The following is a 14,534-nucleotide window of genomic DNA, read 5'->3' as shown; positions in this document are numbered from 1 at the left end:
ATCAGAACCTGTCGAGCGCGAACAGCGCCAGCAGGTGGAAATAGAGCGGGGCGGTGAAGGTCAGGCTGTCGGCGCGGTCCAGCACTCCGCCGTGGCCGGGAATGGCGTGCGAGGTGTCCTTGACCCCGATGTCGCGCTTGACCGCGCTCATGGTCACGTCGCCGGCGAAGCCCGCCAGCGGCAGGGCGATGGCGACCACCAGCAGGCCGTGGCCGGCCAGGGGGGTGAACACCGGTCCGGCGAACCCGATCAGCAGGCCCGTCGCCAGCCAGCCGCCCAGGAAGCCCTCCCAGGTCTTGTTGGGGCTGACGGCGGGCGCGATCTTGCGGCGGCCCAGCAGCTTGCCGAACACGTACTGGGCCACGTCGTTGAACTCGGTGACCAGCAGCAGGAAGAACACCAGCCCCGCCGGCCCGGCCGGCAGGCGGTCGGTGTCGGGCGTCCGCATCAGGAAGGCCGCGAAGCCCAGGTTGTAGACGCAGGTCACCAGGCCCCAGTGGAAGGTGGCGGCGGTGGTCAGGAAACCCCGCGTCTGGCCCAGCATGGCCATCAGGAACGGCAGGCCCAGGAACGTCCAGACCGGGATGAACACCAGGTAGAACATGTACTTGTCGGCGACGATGAAGCCGTAGGCGGCGACCAGGGCCAGGTAGGCGGCCAGGATCGCGGGGCGGTCCTCCTTGCGGATCGGGGCCAGGGACAGGAACTCGCGCAGGGCCATGAACGAGATCAGGGCGAAGACCAGGACGGTCGCCCGCCAGCCCAGCAGCAGGGCCCCGGCCAGCAGGGCGACCATCACCCACCAGCTGGCGATGCGCTGGCGAAGCTCGCGATAGTCCTTGTCCGGCTTCAGCGCGGTCAGCAGGGTGGCGATCGCCCCGGCCACGCTCAGCAGGGCCACGACGCCGGCCAGGCCGATCAGCAGGACCGGCGGCTGGGCGGCGAAGAAGGCCCGAACGGTGGCGGCGATGTCCATGCGGCTCCTGCCGGCGCGCCCCTGGCGGCGATTGGGTTTAGCTATAGCCTAGTTCTCGCCCCGAGGAGACGCCATGACCCAGGACCTGGACAACCGCCGCCCGCTGAAGGTCCGCGACGCCGCCTTCGCGCGCCGTCTGGCCCAGGGCCTGGCGACGGCCAAGGTCGATCCGGACGTCATCTCGGCCACTGGCGTCGCCTTCGCGGCCCTGGGCGGGGCGCTGATCCTGACGGCTGGCGCGCTGGACGACCGGCTCCTCCGGGCCGCGGCGTTCGGACTGGCGGCGGCGTGCATCCAGGCGCGGCTGCTGTGCAACCTGCTGGACGGCCTGGTGGCGGTCGAGCATGGCCGGGCCGGGCCGGCGGGGCCGATCTGGAACGAGCTGCCGGACCGCGTCGCCGACGTCCTGCTGCTGGCCGGGGCCGGCTACGGCGTGCAGTCGGCCGGGATCGGCGGCGGGGCGGCCGCCGGCTGGATCGCGGCGGTGCTGGCGGTGCTGACCGCCTATGTCCGCGAGCTGGGCCGGGGCCTGGGCCAGCCCGCCGATTTCTCCGGGCCGATGGCCAAGCAACAGCGGATGGCGACGCTGACGGGGGTCTGCCTGGTCTCGATGCTCGAGCCGCTCTGGCGCGGCCAGGGGCAGGTGCTGCTGGGCGGGCTGGTGGTGATCGCGGCGGGAAGCCTGGTCACGGTGGTGAGGCGGACCCGAAACCTGGCTGTCGGTTTGCGGACACGGGGCTAGCCTTCACATTCACACCGTCATCCCGGGCCGATAAGGGTGAGCGCTAGCGCTAGCGCTAGCGCTTGCCGCGCGGAGCGCCCGGCCCGCCCGGACGCGACCCGCTCGGCTTGCCGCCCGTGCGGGGCGGGCCCTTGGGACCGTCCGGTCGAGCACCGGTCTTGGCCATCCCTGGCTTGGACCAGACCTTGCCGGGCTCGCCAGGCTTGCCCGCTCCCGCCGCCTTGACCGTGCTGGGCTTGCCGCCCGGACGCGCGCCGCCCGGCTTTCCACCGGTCTTGCCCTCCTTCTGGACCGGACCGTCGCCCAGCGGCTTGTAGCCGTTGGCCCGCAGCGCGCCCGGCTTGGGCTTGGCGGCCGCCTTCGAAGGGCGCGCGTCCTTGCCCTGGGCGGCGCGCTTGTCGGCCGCGTTCTTCTCGGCCATCTCCTTGTCGCGGATCCGCTTGGCGGCGGCGTCGCGATAGGACAGCGGCTTGGGGCCGATCATCTTGCTTTCGATCGACTTCTTGGCCGGGCGCACGGGGTCGCGGCCGGCGATCGCCGGCTTTTTCTTCGGCTTGGCCCAGCCCGGCTTGCGGACGAACTTCTCTTCCTCGACCTTTTCCTCGGGCGCGAGGATGGCCACCTGGGTCATCTTGCCGGCCCGGGGCACGCCCCGGCGCTGCATGTCGCCGCCGCCCGCCTGGCCCGGGGCCTTCGCCGGATCGGCCACGCCGACGAACCGCGGCTTGTCGCCCGTCGGCATGTTCTCGGGCGGGATGATGCCCTCCAGCAGCTCCCGGATCACCCGGGGGCCGACCTCCTCGACCTGGCCCGGCAGCAGGGTTCCCAGGGCGAACGGACCATAGGACAGGCGGATCAGGCGGTTGACCTTCAGGCCGATCGCCTCGAGCACCTTGCGGACCTCGCGGTTCTTGCCTTCGCTGAGGGTGAGGGTGATCCAGATGTTCTTGCCGCCGCCGGCCTTGTCCTGGGCCTTGTCGAGCCGGGCCTCGATCGGGCCGTAGCGGACGCCCTCGACCGTGATCCCGTCCTTCAGGCGGTCCAGCTTGGCCTGGGTGGTGTCGCCGAAGGCCCGGGCCCGGTAGCGGCGTACCCAGGCGTTCTGCGGCATCTCCAGCGCCCGCGACAGCTCGCCGTCGTTGGTCAGCAGCAGCAGGCCCTCGGAATTGAGGTCCAGGCGGCCCACCGAGATGACGCGCGGCAGGTCGCGCGGCAGCGCCTGGAACACCGTCGGGCGGCTCTTGGGGTCGTTGTGCGAGGTCAGCAGGCCGGTGGGCTTGTGGTAGCGGAAGATCCGGGTCGGCTCGGGCTCGTCGATCATCTTGCCGTCGACGGTCAGGATGTCGCCGGGGCGGACCTTGACGGCCGGGGTGGTCAGCACCGTGCCGTTCAGCGCCACCTTGCCCGCCTCGATCAGCCGCTCGACCTCGCGCCGCGAGGCCACGCCCGAACGGGCCAGCATCTTGGCGACGCGCTCGCCCTCGCCGCCTTCGCCGTCCGCCTCGTCGACCGGGTCGAGCAGGGCGTTGTCATGCAGGTGCGGCTGATATTTCTCGGTCATGGCGTGGTCCTTCGAGGGCGGGGCGCATCTCACGATGGGCGAGGTTCGTGATGGCGCCGATCCGGCCGGGGATCAAGGTTGACGGGGCTTCAGTGGTGATAGTATATACTAAGTATATTGGATTTCCGAAAGGCGGTGTCGTGAAATACGAGCCTTTGAAGCGCCACTTGGAGAGTTTGTCTTCGCGCGGCGAGGTGCGCCTCGGATTCGCGGAAATCGAACGTATCCTGCGCTTTTCCTTGCCGCGTTCGGCCTATACCCATCAGGCTTGGTGGTCGAACACGAGAGCCGGCCACTCGCACGCGGCCGCTTGGCTTGACGCCGGCTGGAAGACCGCCGCCCTCGACCTCGCCGCGCAGAAGATCAGCTTTGTCAAGGAAGGCGCCGGGTCCGGCCTCGCCGAGCAGGGCGCGCCCTTCCGGCATCAGAACGCGGAGATCATCGTCTTGCCTGTGAACGCGCTTGGCGAACGCGCCCTGCGGATGCTCGACGAGCACGTCAGGACTCACGGTGGTGATAGGGCCAGCGCCTGTATCACCCTGCTTGACCAACTGGCCAATGATCGGCTGGCGGCGATGGTTGAGTGGTTCCAGAACGCCTCGCCGCGTTCAACGGTCGACGCCGTCGATCTGATCCGTGAGGATCGGGACAGCGATGAGCGATGAGGTCGTTCTGGACGCCTCGGTCGTCGTGGACTGGTTTCTTCCGGGGCCACGGTCGGCGGTGGCCTTGGCGTTCCTGCAAGGGCGCGCGCGGCGGATCGCGCCGGAGCTGATCTTCGCTGAATTTGTGTCGGTGACGGCCAAGTTCGCGCGGCGGGGCTTGACGCCAGAAGCGGATGCACGTGCGGCCGTTGAACGGCTTCCGCAGTTGATTGACGAAGTGGCCCCCTTGAGTGAGCTGGCGGCGCCCGCCTATGACCTAGCGACGCGATACAGCTTTTCGGCCTATGACGCCGTCTATCTGGCCCTGGCGTTGCGGCGTGGTCTTCGATTGGTCACCGCCGACGCGAAGCTGGCCAGACGGGCGGTGGACGCCGGGTTCGCCGCGTCTGTTTGTCACTTGACCCCGGAGTCCCGACCATAGCCGCCGCCCCGCTCACCGACGAAGCCGCCATGGCCCTGGCCCTGGACGAAGCCCGCGCCGCCGCCGAGGCGGGCGAGACGCCCGTGGGCGCGGTGATCCTCGATCCGGCGACGGGCGCGGTGATCGCCCGGGCCGGCAACGGTCCGATCGGCGCCCACGACCCCACGGCCCACGCCGAGATCGCGGCCCTGCGCATCGCCGCCGCCAAGCTCGGCAACTATCGCCTGACGGACCTGACCCTGGTGGTGACGCTGGAGCCTTGCGCCATGTGCGCCGGGGCGATCAGCCACGCGCGGATTGGCCGGGTGGTGTTCGGGGCCGAGGATCCCAAGGGCGGGGCGGTGGTCCACGGCCCGAAGTTCTTCGCCCAGCCCACCTGCCACTGGCGGCCCGAGGTCACGGGCGGGGTGATGGCCCAGGAGAGCGCCGACCTGCTGCGGGGGTTCTTTCGCGAGCGGCGGAAGAAGTAGACGTCCTGTGTCCCTCGAGGCCCGTCAATTCACCATCGCCGAACCCAGCAGCACCTTGGAGCCCTTGCGGCCCAGCACCTTGTCGGCGGCTTCCTGCATCCGCGAGCCCAGATAGGTCAGGTCGGGGGCCGCGCCGCGCGGCATGCCGGCGGTGTAGGTCATCAGCACCTGGGCGAAGGCGGCGCGCAGGCGGGGTTCCGACTGCTGGGCGCGCTCCATCAGGGCCGGGTCCAGCGCCTGCACGCCCGTCTCCAGGGTCATGACCCCGCGACGGCCGTCGCGGCGGATGGTGGTTGCGGTCAGGGGCTGCAGGGCGAAATAGGTGGCGGGCGCCTTCTTCTCCTCCTTGCCCTGGCTGGCGAAGGCGGGCGGGGCGGCCAGGCTGGCGGCGGCCAGCAGCGACAGGAGGGGCAGGGCGAGGGCGCGGCGCATGAGCCCTTGTGACACGACCGGGTTGACGTCCTCTTTACGTCTGGCGGGCACAAAGGGACGTTAACCATGACTCGTCTCGCGCGCCCCTGCGGCGGCGAAGGCTCAGGAGGCTGAAATTGGGGCGCTTTTCACCGAACACCCTCGATCTGGATGGCAAGGTCATCCTGGTGACCGGCGGAACCGGGTCGTTCGGCCGCCGATTCATCGAGACCGTGCTGCGACGCTCGGACCCGCGGAAGGTGATCGTCTATTCCCGCGACGAATTGAAGCAGAGCGACATGCAGCTGGAACTGCGCGAGCAGTTCGGCGAGGCGGTCTACGGGAAACTCCGGTTCTTCCTGGGGGACGTGCGCGACCGCGAGCGGCTGACCCTGGCCCTGCGCGGCGTCGACATCGTCATCCACGCGGCCGCGCTGAAGCAGGTGCCGGCCGCCGAATACAATCCGTCGGAATGCATCCACACCAACGTGCTGGGCGCCGAGAACGTGGTCTGGGCCAGCCTGACCAACCATGTGAAGCAGGTGGTGGCCCTGTCGACCGACAAGGCCTGCAACCCGATCAACCTCTATGGCGCGACCAAGTTGGCCTCGGACAAGACCTTCGTGGCCGCCAACAACCTGTCGGGCGACATCGGCACCCGCTTCGCGGTGGTCCGCTACGGCAACGTGGTCGGCTCGCGCGGCAGCGTGGTGCCGCTCTACAAGCGCCTGCTGGCCCAGGGTGCGACCGAGCTGCCGGTCACCGACGCGCGGATGACGCGCTTCTGGATCACCCTGAACCAGGGCGTGGAGTTCGTGCTGTCGTCGCTGGAGCTCATGCGCGGCGGCGAGATCTTCGTGCCGAAGATCCCGTCCATGACCATGCCCGACCTGGTCAAGGCCATGTCGCCGACCGCCGGCCTGCGGATCGTCGGCATCCGCCCGGGCGAGAAGCTGCACGAGATGATGATCAGCGCCGACGACGCCCGCGCCACGGTCGAGCTCTCCGACCGCTACGTGATCGAGCCGACGTTCGTGGAGTATCCGCGCCAGCCGTTCCGCGGCGAGGCCGAGGCCAGGGACGTGGCCGAGGGCTTCAGCTACAGCAGCGACAGCAACGACGACTGGCTCAGCGAGGACGGCCTCAACGCCATGCTGGCCGAGAAGGCTTGATGAGCGCCGCGCCGCCCTTCCTGCCCTACGGCCGTCAGACCATCGAGGACGACGACGTGGCGGCGGTGGCGGCGGCCCTGCGCGCCGACTTCCTGACCACCGGCCCGGCCGTGGAGGCCTTCGAGGCCGCGTTCAGGCGAAAGGTCGGGGCCGAGCACGCCGTCGCCGTCGCCAACGGCACCGCCACCCTGCACCTGGCCATGCTGGCCCTGGGCGTCGGCGAGGGCGACGTCTGCGTCGCCCCGTCGGTCACCTTCCTGGCCACCGCCAACTGCGCCCGCTATGTCGGGGCCGAGGTGGTGTTCGCCGACGTCGATCCCGACAGCGGCCTGATGACGCCGGACACCTTGGCCCAGGCCCTGAAGCGCGCGTCCGGCCGACGGGTGAAAGCCGTGCTGCCGGTGCACCTGCGCGGCGACGTCTGCGACCTGCCCGGCCTGAAGGCCCTGGCCGCCGGCGTCGGCGCGGCGCTGGTCGAGGACGCGCCCCACGCCCTGGGCTCGGTCGGGACCTTCGACGGCGTCGCGCATCCGGTCGGCGACGGCGCCTTTTCCAGTTTCGCCAGCTTCTCGTTCCATCCGGTCAAGACCCTGGCCACCGGCGAGGGCGGCATGCTGACCACCAACGACGCCACGCTGGCGGCGCGGGCGAGGTCCCTGCGCGGCCACGGCATGGTCCGCCCGCCCGGGGCCGAGCCCTGGGTCTACGAGATGCCCGAGCTGGGCTTCAACTACCGCATCCCGGACGTGCTCTGCGCCCTGGGCCTTTCGCAGCTGGCCAAGCTGGACCGGTTCGTGGCGCGGCGGCGGACCCTGGCCGCGCTTTACGCCGAGAAGCTGGCGGCCCTGGCCCCGGTCGTGCGCCTGGCGGAAAGCCCGGCCTGGTCCGACCCGGCCCTGCACCTGCTGACCGTGCTGATCGACTTCGAGGCCCTGGGCGTGACCCGCCGGGCGGTGGTCGAGGCGCTGAAGGCCCAGGGCGTCGGCAGTCAGGTCCACTACATCCCGATCCACCACCAGCCCTACTACCAGGCCCGCTACGGCGCCCTGGACCTGCCTGGCGCCGACGCCTGGTACGCCCGCTGCCTGACCCTGCCGCTGTATCCGGGCATGGCGGACGCGGACGTGGACCGAGTGGTCGGGGCGCTGGCGGGGGCGTTGGGGCGGTAGGGCTTCGCGCCATCGCGCGCGATGAGGCTTGCGCGGCGCCCAGAACGCCGATCTCTTCCCGATACTAACCAGGACGGGCAAGGCGGCGATGAACGAAGAGTACGGCGGAGTCTTTCGGGACCTCCTGTCCCGGATCATCAGCCCCAAGACGGAGCCACCTGCCTACGAACCCTATACGCGCCAGTTCGATGTCGTGGCGGAGGCCCTCGCATTGGATGCGGCGATTGGGGCGTTGACCGGTGAAGAGGCGGCGCTCCTGCGGCAAGCGTCCCAGGAATTCGACACGGGATTGCTTCCGTGGAAGACCCGTCTCCATATCGCCGCCGCCGAAGCCTCGGTTCGCCTGCGTGAGGTCCTGTCGGCCGAACAAAGGGCGTCGACGGTCGTCAGTCTGCTGTTCGACCAGTCCGGCTCGATGCGCGGCCAGAAAATGCTGTTCGCCGCCGCGTCCGCCGACCTCTGTCAGGAGTTCCTGACCTCTCTGGGCGTGAGAACCGAGGTGTTGGGTTTCACGACCGTTCGCTGGCGCGGCGGCAAGGCCCGCAACCGCTGGATCCGCCACGGCAAGCCCAGGAATCCCGGTCGGCTCAACGACCTTCTGCATGTGATCTATCGGTCGGCCGACGACAACAGGGTGAGCACCGGAGGACATGCCTTGCGTCAGATGCTCCGCCCGGATCTTCCCAAGGAAAACCTCGACGGAGAAGCATTGGAATGGGCGGTCGCCCGCCTCCGTGACCGTCCCGAGCCTCGGAAGCTTCTCGTCGTGATCTCGGACGGCGCGCCGGTCGATGATTTAACGCTGCACGAAAACGGCCCCGACTATCTGTACAGCCATCTGAAGCAGGTCATCGCCGCGACGCAAGAAAGCGCCGACATCGAACTCGGCGCGGTCGGCCTGGGTTTTGATGTTGGACCGCTCTATGCCCGGTCAGTCTTCACCGAAGCACCTGACGCTCTTGGGGCGACGCTGCTCGGCTTCCTTGAGGCGATGCTTGCGCCTTGTGGCGAGGCGTCGACCTAAGCCGCCGCCTTCTGCTGAACCATGCCCTTGAGCAGATCCATGGTCTCGGGCGAGTTGGCCAGTTCTTCGCGGGCCTCGGGCGCGCGGGCCAGCTTCATCGCCTCGGCCTTGGCCTTGTCGGCGACCGGACCGGTGGGACCGGCCTCGCCCATGGCCAGCTTGATCAGCACGGCCAGTTTCTGGGGCAGGGGCGCGGGGGCGCGGACCAGCATGGCGACCAGGCGGGCGTCGGCCTCGATCATGCCGCCCACCTCGCCCAGGCGCGTGCACAGGGGGCCGTAGTCCTCGACCACCAGGCCCGAGCGGACCAGGGAACGCTGCAGGGCGGCCAGGGCGGCCAGCTTGGCGGCCGGCGAATCCGGGCCCTGGCGCAGCTCGCGCTCAAAGCGCAGGGCCAGGACGTTGGCCGACAGCCAGCGGGCGGCCATGCGCTTGTTGACGGCGCCCATGACGTTCTCGGCCAGGCGGATCAGCATCTGGATTTCCTCGCGCGAGGAGCGTTCTCGGCCGAGCAGGGCTTCGATGAACTCGCCGTTCAGCAGGGTCTTGGACCGGGTGGTGAAGGCGCTGGTGATGTCCTCCGGCGGCAGGATGCGGCCCGCCGCGGCGGTCAGGCTCATGGCCAGGGCGCGCAGGTGTTCGATCTCGGATTCGGCGTCGGCGGGCTTGAGGCGACGCACGCCGTTCAGCTCCTTGAGCACCCGGTGGGCGATCGACGAGCGGACGACGGGGAAGTCGTCGCCGCTCAGCCACTGGCTCAACCGCTTGGCCGTGCCCGACAGCTCGGGCATGCAGTTGCGCACCCCGGCCTCGATGCGGATTAGCCCCTCGACCTGGGCGCCGCCCGCCAGGCGGGTCATGGCCGCCAGGGTCGTGCCGAGGTCGGCGTCGTTGGCCCCGAGCAGGTCGGCCATGCCGGCCTTGGAGCCGATGATCTCGGCCAGGGGCGTCTCGATGGCCGCCAGGGCGGCGGCGCGGGCCCTGGGATCGCTGGGCGCGGCGTCGGCCAGATCCAGCAGGCGGGCGATCTTCTCTGACCAGTTCTTGCCGGGCGCGATCGAGGCGGCGACGCCGGCCCCCAGCAGGAAGGCGCGGTCGGGATCGGTGGACAGCCGCTCGGCGGCCCGGGCGAAGCCTTCCTTGTCCAGGTCGGGCAGGGCGCCCTTCTTGAACGCCTTCATCAGGTTGGCGACGGTGCGCTCGACCAGGCCCTGAAAGGTGCGGATCAGCTCGTGGACCGACATGCCCCGGGCCTCGGCTTCGGGGATGGCGATCTTCTGCAGGGCGTGCTGCAGGTCGGTGCCGGAGGCTTCCAGCTGCTCGACCAGGTCGGGACGGTGCAGCAGTTCGAACGGGGTGGCGTTGTGACGGTCCAGCCAGGCTTCCAGCAGCCGGCCGATCCGGTCGCGCGCATGGGCGGTGTAGAGGTCGGCGGGCTGGACACAGAGCGGATCCAGGTCCTCCTGCACCTTCTTGGGCTTACCGCCGTCGACCTGGCCCTTGGTGAAGATCGAGATCGACTTGTATTCGCGGGTCTCGGGGTCGAGGGTCTCCTTGCTGACCCGCACGGCGATCGCCCGCCCCTGCTCCAGCGCCTCCTCGGCGGTCTGCAGGGCGTGGGCGCGGATTTCGGTCGCCATGTCGAGCGTCCACTGCGCGCCGGGCTTGCGGCGCACGAACAGCTCATAATGGACTTGGTCGCTCATCGGCAAAGGGCTCCCCGGACCTCCCTTATGGGATACAAGACCTTAAGGTGAGGTTGCCGCCCGCCGTCCCGCGGATGGGATGGACCGCCGCGGGGGCGCGCCGCAATCGCGCCACGCTGGAGCCGCAAAAGGCAGGGAAAGCTTGGCCGCCTTCATGCGTTGTAGGGGGCGCGTTGTGGCGGGCGACGCCGATCGATAGTATCGGCGGGAAAATCGCGAAAGGACCCATAGGGCTCGATGGCCGATATTACTCTCATCGACGACGACGAGAACATCGTCGCTTCGGTTTCGCTGGCGCTGGAAAGCCACGGTCACGTGGTGAAGGCCTATTACGACGGCGCGTCAGGGCTCGACGCTGTCGAGAGCCAGGCGCCCGACCTGGTGATCCTGGACGTCAAGATGCCGCGCATGGACGGCATGGAGGTGCTGCGCCGCCTGCGCCAGACCACCGAGATCCCGGTGATCATGCTGACCTCCAAGGACGACGAGATCGACGAGATCCTCGGCTTCAACCTCGGGGCCGACGACTACATCCACAAGCCGTTCAGCCAGCGCCTGCTGCTGGAGCGGGTCAAGGCCGTGCTGCGCCGCGCCCGTCCGGAGGAGGAGGACGCCGCCAGCGTCGCGCCGGGCTCGGCCAATTCCAAGATCATGAAGCGCGGCAAGCTGACGCTCGATTCGGCCCGCCACGACAGCCTGTGGGACGGCAAGCCGGTGCGCCTGACGGTCACCGAGTTCCTGCTGCTGCAATCGCTGGCCCAGCGCCCGGGCTTCGTGAAGAGCCGCGACAACCTGATGGACGCCGCCTACGACGATCAGGTCTATGTCGACGACCGCACCATCGACAGCCACATCAAGCGCATGCGCAAGAAGTTCCGCCAAGTCGATCCGGAGTTCGATTCCATCGAAACCCTCTATGGCGTCGGCTACCGATATCGCGAATCCTGATCGCAAGATGGCCGGGGAACCCGGGCCGGAGGCCAAGCCGAAGCCGGGTTTGACCTGGCTCTCCCTTGGCTGGCCCTGGCCCAGGCCCGGCTGGTTCAAGCTGGCCTGGCCCAGGGGGTCGCGCCTGGGCCGGCTGATCATCGGCCTGAACCTGCTGGCCCTGGCCGTGCTGCTGGGCGGGGCGCTGGTGCTCAACGAGCTGCGCAGCGGCCTGATCAACACGCGCATCGACAGCCTGACCACCCAGGGCGAGCTGATCGCCAACGTGATCGACCTGGCCGCCACGGTCGGCGATCCCGAGCCGCGCCTGGTGCCCGACCAGGCCAGCGACATCCTGCAGAGCCTGTTCATCCCGCGCTCGCAGCGAGCGCGGCTGTTCGACGCCCAGGGCGTCCAGCTGGCCGATTCCTATGTCGTCGCCGACCGGGTGGAGTCCAAGGCGCTGCCGCCGGCCCGCAAGCCGGGCCAGCCGGCCTTCGGCCTGCCGACCCATAGTCCCGACACCAAGCCCAAGGTCGCCCAGGCGGCGCGCGAGGCCCTGGCCGCCGAGATCGCCCAGGCCAAGCTGGGCGAGCCCGTGGCCGGCACCCGCATCGACGAGACGGGCGAGCGGGTGGTGTCGGTGTCGATTCCCATCCAGCACGTGCGGGCGGTGCTCGGCGTCCTGACCCTGGAAGCGGGCGACGTCGACCAGATCATCGCCGCCGAGCGCAAGGCCCTGCTGCCGTTCGCCCTGATCGCCATCGCCACCACCCTGATCTCGTCGTTCCTGCTCAACCGCCTGATCGCCCAGCCGGTGCTGCGCATGGCCAGCGCCGCCGACCGCGTGCGGCTGGACGGCGCCCGGGCCATCTCCCTGCCCGACATCTCCGACCGCAAGGACGAGCTGGGCGACCTGTCGCGGGCCCTCGAGGAGATGACCGACTCGATGTCGGAGCGGATGGACGCCATCGAACGCTTCGCCGCCGACGTCGCCCACGAGATCAAGAACCCCCTGACCTCGATCCGCTCGGCGATCGAGACCCTGGACCTGGTGACCGATCCCGCCGCCCGGGCCCGGCTGCTGGGCATCCTGCAGCAGGACGTCACGCGTCTGGACCGGCTGGTCACCGACATTTCCAATGCGTCCAGGCTGGACGCCGAGCTGTCGCGCGAGGCGCCGCGGGCCTTCGAGCTGAACGGCCTGCTGACCGAGGTCATCCATCTCTACGAGGCCCAGCTGCGCCCGGGCGAGGCCCCGGGCAGCGTGCGGGTGACCTTCGACGCCAAGGGCGCGCCGCAGCACGCCCGGATCGTGGCGCGCGAGACCCCGGTGGGCCAGGTGTTCCGCAACCTGATCGACAACGCCCGCTCGTTCAGCGCCGCCGACGGCGAGGTTCGTGTCACGCTCAAGCGCGATCCGGGCCTGCGCGACCATCACAATCGCCTGATCGTCACGGTCGACGACGACGGCCCCGGCATCCCGCCCGACAATCTGGAGACGATCTTCGAGCGGTTCTACACCTCGCGGCCCAAGGGCAAGGCGTTCGGCGGCAATTCGGGCCTGGGCCTGTCGATCGCCCGCCAGATCGTCGAGGCGCACGGCGGGACCATGCGGGCCGAGAACCGCAAGGACGCCGAGGGCAAGGTGATCGGCGCGCGGTTCGTGGTCGACCTGCCCGAGGCCGGCGCCCACAACGGTCACCACCATCACGGCGGCCAACGCGACGGGAGCGCGCGCGAATGATCCGCCACGCGGGACTGATCGCCCGCCGGGTGGCCGGGACCTGGCGCGGCGCCCTGATCGAGGGGCCGTCCGGCGTCGGCAAGAGCGACCTGACGCTGCGGGCCCTCGACCAGGGCTTCGTCCTGGTCGCCGACGACCGCACCCTGGTGTTCGTCTCCGGCGGCCGGCTCTATGGCCGGGCGCCGGACGCCCTGACGGGGCTGGTCGAGGTCCGCGGCGTGGGCGTGCTGCCCCGGCCGCATCTCCCGTTCTGCCGAATCGATCTTCTGGTACGCTGCGTGGATCGGCCGCAGGCGATCGAACGGTTTCCGGACCCTATGTTCCAGGTCATCGAAGGCGTTTCGACGCGCGTGCTGGACCTGTGGCCTCTGGAACCCGGCGCGCCGGGGAAAATCAGACGGGTGTTTGAGCATCTTGGAGTCGCCGACTAACAAGCGTATCAAGGCGGCCCGCGCGGCCCTCCCTGGTCGCCACGGGTTATGGGGATCCCGTTTGAGAGATCAGGCATGATCGGGCTCGTGATAGTCACGCACGGGCGGCTGGCCGAGGAATTCGTCTCCGCCATGGAGCACGTGGTCGGACCGCAGGGCGCGGTGAAGGCCATCTGCATCGGTCCGGAGGACGACATGGAACGTCGCCGGTCCGATATCCTGAAGGCGTGCGCCGCGGTCGACCAGGACGGCGACGGCGTGATCTTGCTGACCGACATGTTCGGCGGCACGCCCTCGAACCTGGCCATTTCGGTGATGGAGCAGACCAAGGCCGAGGTGATCGCCGGCCTGAACCTGCCGATGCTGATCAAGCTGGCCAGCGTGCGCCAGCGCGAAAACCTGCAGGCCTGCGTCGCCCACGCCCAGGAGGCTGGACGCAAATATATCTCCGTGGCCTCCTACGTGCTGGCGGGAGAAAAATGAATCGCATGGCGGCCCGAACGGTCGAGATCGTCAACGAGCGGGGGCTGCACGCCCGCGCGTCGGCCAAGTTCGTCAAGCTGGCCTCGGGCTTCGACGCCGAGGTGACGGTCGCCCGCGAAGGGACCAGCGTCGACGCTCGCTCGATCATGGGCCTGATGATGCTGGCCGCCGGCATCGGCTCGACCATCGACATCGCCGCCGAGGGGCCGGAAGCCGACGCCGCGGTCGAGGCGTTGACCGAGCTGGTGTCGAACAGGTTCGACGAGGAAAGATAGCGTCTTCCCTCTCCCCTTGCGGGAGAGGGTGGCCTCGCGGAGCGAGGTCGGGTGAGGGGTTGAAGATTGCAAAAGCCGCGACAAGCCAAAAGGCCGGTCGCGGCTTTTGTCGTATGTGCAACCCCTCATCCGTCGGCTTCGCCGACACCTTCTCCCGCAAGGGGAGAAGGAAAGTTCCTACTCCGCCGCCACCGCTTCCGGCGCCGTGGCCTTCACGCCCATCGGCCGCAGGTCCAGGGCCTGGAACAGGGCGCTGTCCTCGTCCTGGCCGGGCAGGGGGGTGGTCAGGAGCTTGCCGCCGACGAAGATGGAGTTGGCGCCGGCCAGGAAGCACAGGGCCTGCAGCTCGCGGCT

General features: G+C 69.5%; 16 protein-coding genes and 1 pseudogene. 12 read left to right on the top strand and 5 right to left on the bottom strand.

Features of this window, described 5'->3' with window-relative positions; genetic code table 11:
* Position 1 precedes the first annotated feature (1 nt).
* Positions 2 to 976, bottom strand: a complete 975-nt coding sequence (locus tag AC07NX_RS20915; RefSeq protein ID WP_494644438.1) for a phosphatidate cytidylyltransferase — start codon at positions 974 to 976, stop codon at positions 2 to 4.
* Positions 977 to 1,049: 73 nt separating this feature from the next.
* Between AC07NX_RS20915 and AC07NX_RS20910 the strand changes: the two genes are divergently transcribed.
* A complete protein-coding gene (locus AC07NX_RS20910; protein WP_494644436.1) occupies positions 1,050 to 1,718 on the top strand; it encodes a CDP-alcohol phosphatidyltransferase family protein in 669 nt (222 codons plus the stop codon).
* Between the two features lie 55 nt (positions 1,719 to 1,773).
* Here the strand turns inward: AC07NX_RS20910 and AC07NX_RS20905 are convergent, their stop codons facing one another.
* On the bottom strand, positions 1,774 to 3,279 hold the full coding sequence (locus tag AC07NX_RS20905; protein WP_494644435.1) for a pseudouridine synthase: 1,506 nt from the start codon (positions 3,277 to 3,279) through the stop codon (positions 1,774 to 1,776).
* 50 nt (positions 3,280 to 3,329) lie between these two features.
* Here AC07NX_RS20905 and AC07NX_RS20900 point away from each other — a divergent pair, with 50 nt between their 5' ends.
* Genes AC07NX_RS20900 through tadA form a run of 3 tightly spaced genes read left to right on the top strand, consistent with a single transcriptional unit; the run spans position 3,330 to position 4,835 of the window.
* On the top strand, positions 3,330 to 3,944 hold the full coding sequence (locus tag AC07NX_RS20900; RefSeq protein WP_494644434.1) for a DUF7662 domain-containing protein: 615 nt from the start codon (positions 3,330 to 3,332) through the stop codon (positions 3,942 to 3,944).
* The gene (locus AC07NX_RS20895; RefSeq protein ID WP_494644433.1) at positions 3,934 to 4,365 is read left to right on the top strand and encodes a type II toxin-antitoxin system VapC family toxin; all 432 of its coding nucleotides are present in this window, start codon (positions 3,934 to 3,936) and stop codon (positions 4,363 to 4,365) included. Before AC07NX_RS20900 ends, AC07NX_RS20895 begins: the two co-directional genes overlap by 11 nt.
* Positions 4,362 to 4,835: a tRNA adenosine(34) deaminase TadA gene (tadA, locus tag AC07NX_RS20890; RefSeq protein WP_494644505.1), complete on the top strand. Its 474-nt coding sequence runs from the start codon at positions 4,362 to 4,364 to the stop codon at positions 4,833 to 4,835. Before AC07NX_RS20895 ends, tadA begins: the two co-directional genes overlap by 4 nt.
* Positions 4,836 to 4,859: 24 nt before the next feature.
* Here the strand turns inward: tadA and AC07NX_RS20885 are convergent, their stop codons facing one another.
* Entirely contained in the window at positions 4,860 to 5,267 is a 408-nt protein-coding gene (locus AC07NX_RS20885; protein ID WP_494644432.1) for a hypothetical protein, read from the bottom strand.
* A 116-nt stretch (positions 5,268 to 5,383) separates the two neighbouring features.
* Here AC07NX_RS20885 and pseB point away from each other — a divergent pair, with 116 nt between their 5' ends.
* The 3 genes from pseB to AC07NX_RS20870 are packed head-to-tail and all read left to right on the top strand — an operon-like array spanning position 5,384 to position 8,611.
* Positions 5,384 to 6,418, top strand: a complete 1,035-nt coding sequence (gene pseB, locus AC07NX_RS20880; protein WP_494644430.1) for a UDP-N-acetylglucosamine 4,6-dehydratase (inverting) — start codon at positions 5,384 to 5,386, stop codon at positions 6,416 to 6,418.
* Positions 6,418 to 7,587 carry a UDP-4-amino-4,6-dideoxy-N-acetyl-beta-L-altrosamine transaminase gene (gene pseC, locus AC07NX_RS20875; RefSeq protein ID WP_494644428.1) on the top strand — a complete coding sequence of 390 codons (1,170 nt, stop codon included), beginning with the start codon at positions 6,418 to 6,420 and terminating at the stop codon, positions 7,585 to 7,587. The genes pseB and pseC overlap by 1 nt, the downstream gene beginning before the upstream one ends.
* Positions 7,588 to 7,615: 28 nt before the next feature.
* The gene (locus tag AC07NX_RS20870; protein ID WP_494644427.1) at positions 7,616 to 8,611 is read left to right on the top strand and encodes a cobaltochelatase CobT-related protein; all 996 of its coding nucleotides are present in this window, start codon (positions 7,616 to 7,618) and stop codon (positions 8,609 to 8,611) included.
* On the opposite strand, the gene AC07NX_RS20865 is transcribed toward AC07NX_RS20870, so the two are convergent.
* Positions 8,608 to 10,317: a hypothetical protein gene (locus AC07NX_RS20865; RefSeq protein ID WP_494644425.1), complete on the bottom strand. Its 1,710-nt coding sequence runs from the start codon at positions 10,315 to 10,317 to the stop codon at positions 8,608 to 8,610. The two genes, AC07NX_RS20870 and AC07NX_RS20865, sit on opposite strands and share 4 nt — an antisense overlap.
* Positions 10,318 to 10,554: 237 nt before the next feature.
* Between AC07NX_RS20865 and chvI the strand changes: the two genes are divergently transcribed.
* The 5 genes from chvI to AC07NX_RS20840 all read left to right on the top strand — a co-directional run bounded on the left by chvI (position 10,555) and on the right by AC07NX_RS20840 (position 14,180).
* A complete protein-coding gene (gene chvI, locus AC07NX_RS20860; RefSeq protein ID WP_494644423.1) occupies positions 10,555 to 11,265 on the top strand; it encodes a two-component response regulator ChvI in 711 nt (236 codons plus the stop codon).
* A 7-nt stretch (positions 11,266 to 11,272) separates the two neighbouring features.
* Entirely contained in the window at positions 11,273 to 12,991 is a 1,719-nt protein-coding gene (chvG, locus tag AC07NX_RS20855) for a two-component sensor histidine kinase ChvG (protein WP_494644421.1), read from the top strand.
* Entirely contained in the window at positions 12,988 to 13,422 is a 435-nt protein-coding gene (locus AC07NX_RS20850; protein ID WP_494644420.1) for an HPr kinase/phosphorylase, read from the top strand. Before chvG ends, AC07NX_RS20850 begins: the two co-directional genes overlap by 4 nt.
* A gap of 75 nt (positions 13,423 to 13,497) precedes the next feature.
* On the top strand, positions 13,498 to 13,905 hold the full coding sequence (locus tag AC07NX_RS20845) for a PTS sugar transporter subunit IIA (RefSeq protein ID WP_035080717.1): 408 nt from the start codon (positions 13,498 to 13,500) through the stop codon (positions 13,903 to 13,905).
* Positions 13,902 to 14,180, top strand: a complete 279-nt coding sequence (locus AC07NX_RS20840) for an HPr family phosphocarrier protein (RefSeq protein WP_494644417.1) — start codon at positions 13,902 to 13,904, stop codon at positions 14,178 to 14,180. The genes AC07NX_RS20845 and AC07NX_RS20840 overlap by 4 nt, the downstream gene beginning before the upstream one ends.
* A gap of 177 nt (positions 14,181 to 14,357) precedes the next feature.
* Here the strand turns inward: AC07NX_RS20840 and AC07NX_RS20835 are convergent.
* A pseudogene (locus tag AC07NX_RS20835) lies at positions 14,358 to 14,534 on the bottom strand (biotin synthase BioB); the annotation flags it as partial.

It is taken from the genome of Caulobacter sp. GW821-FHT09A05 (genome assembly GCF_059418465.1).
The sequence above is the reverse complement of the archived record's forward strand: the minus strand, read 5'-3'. Positions and strand labels throughout refer to the sequence as shown.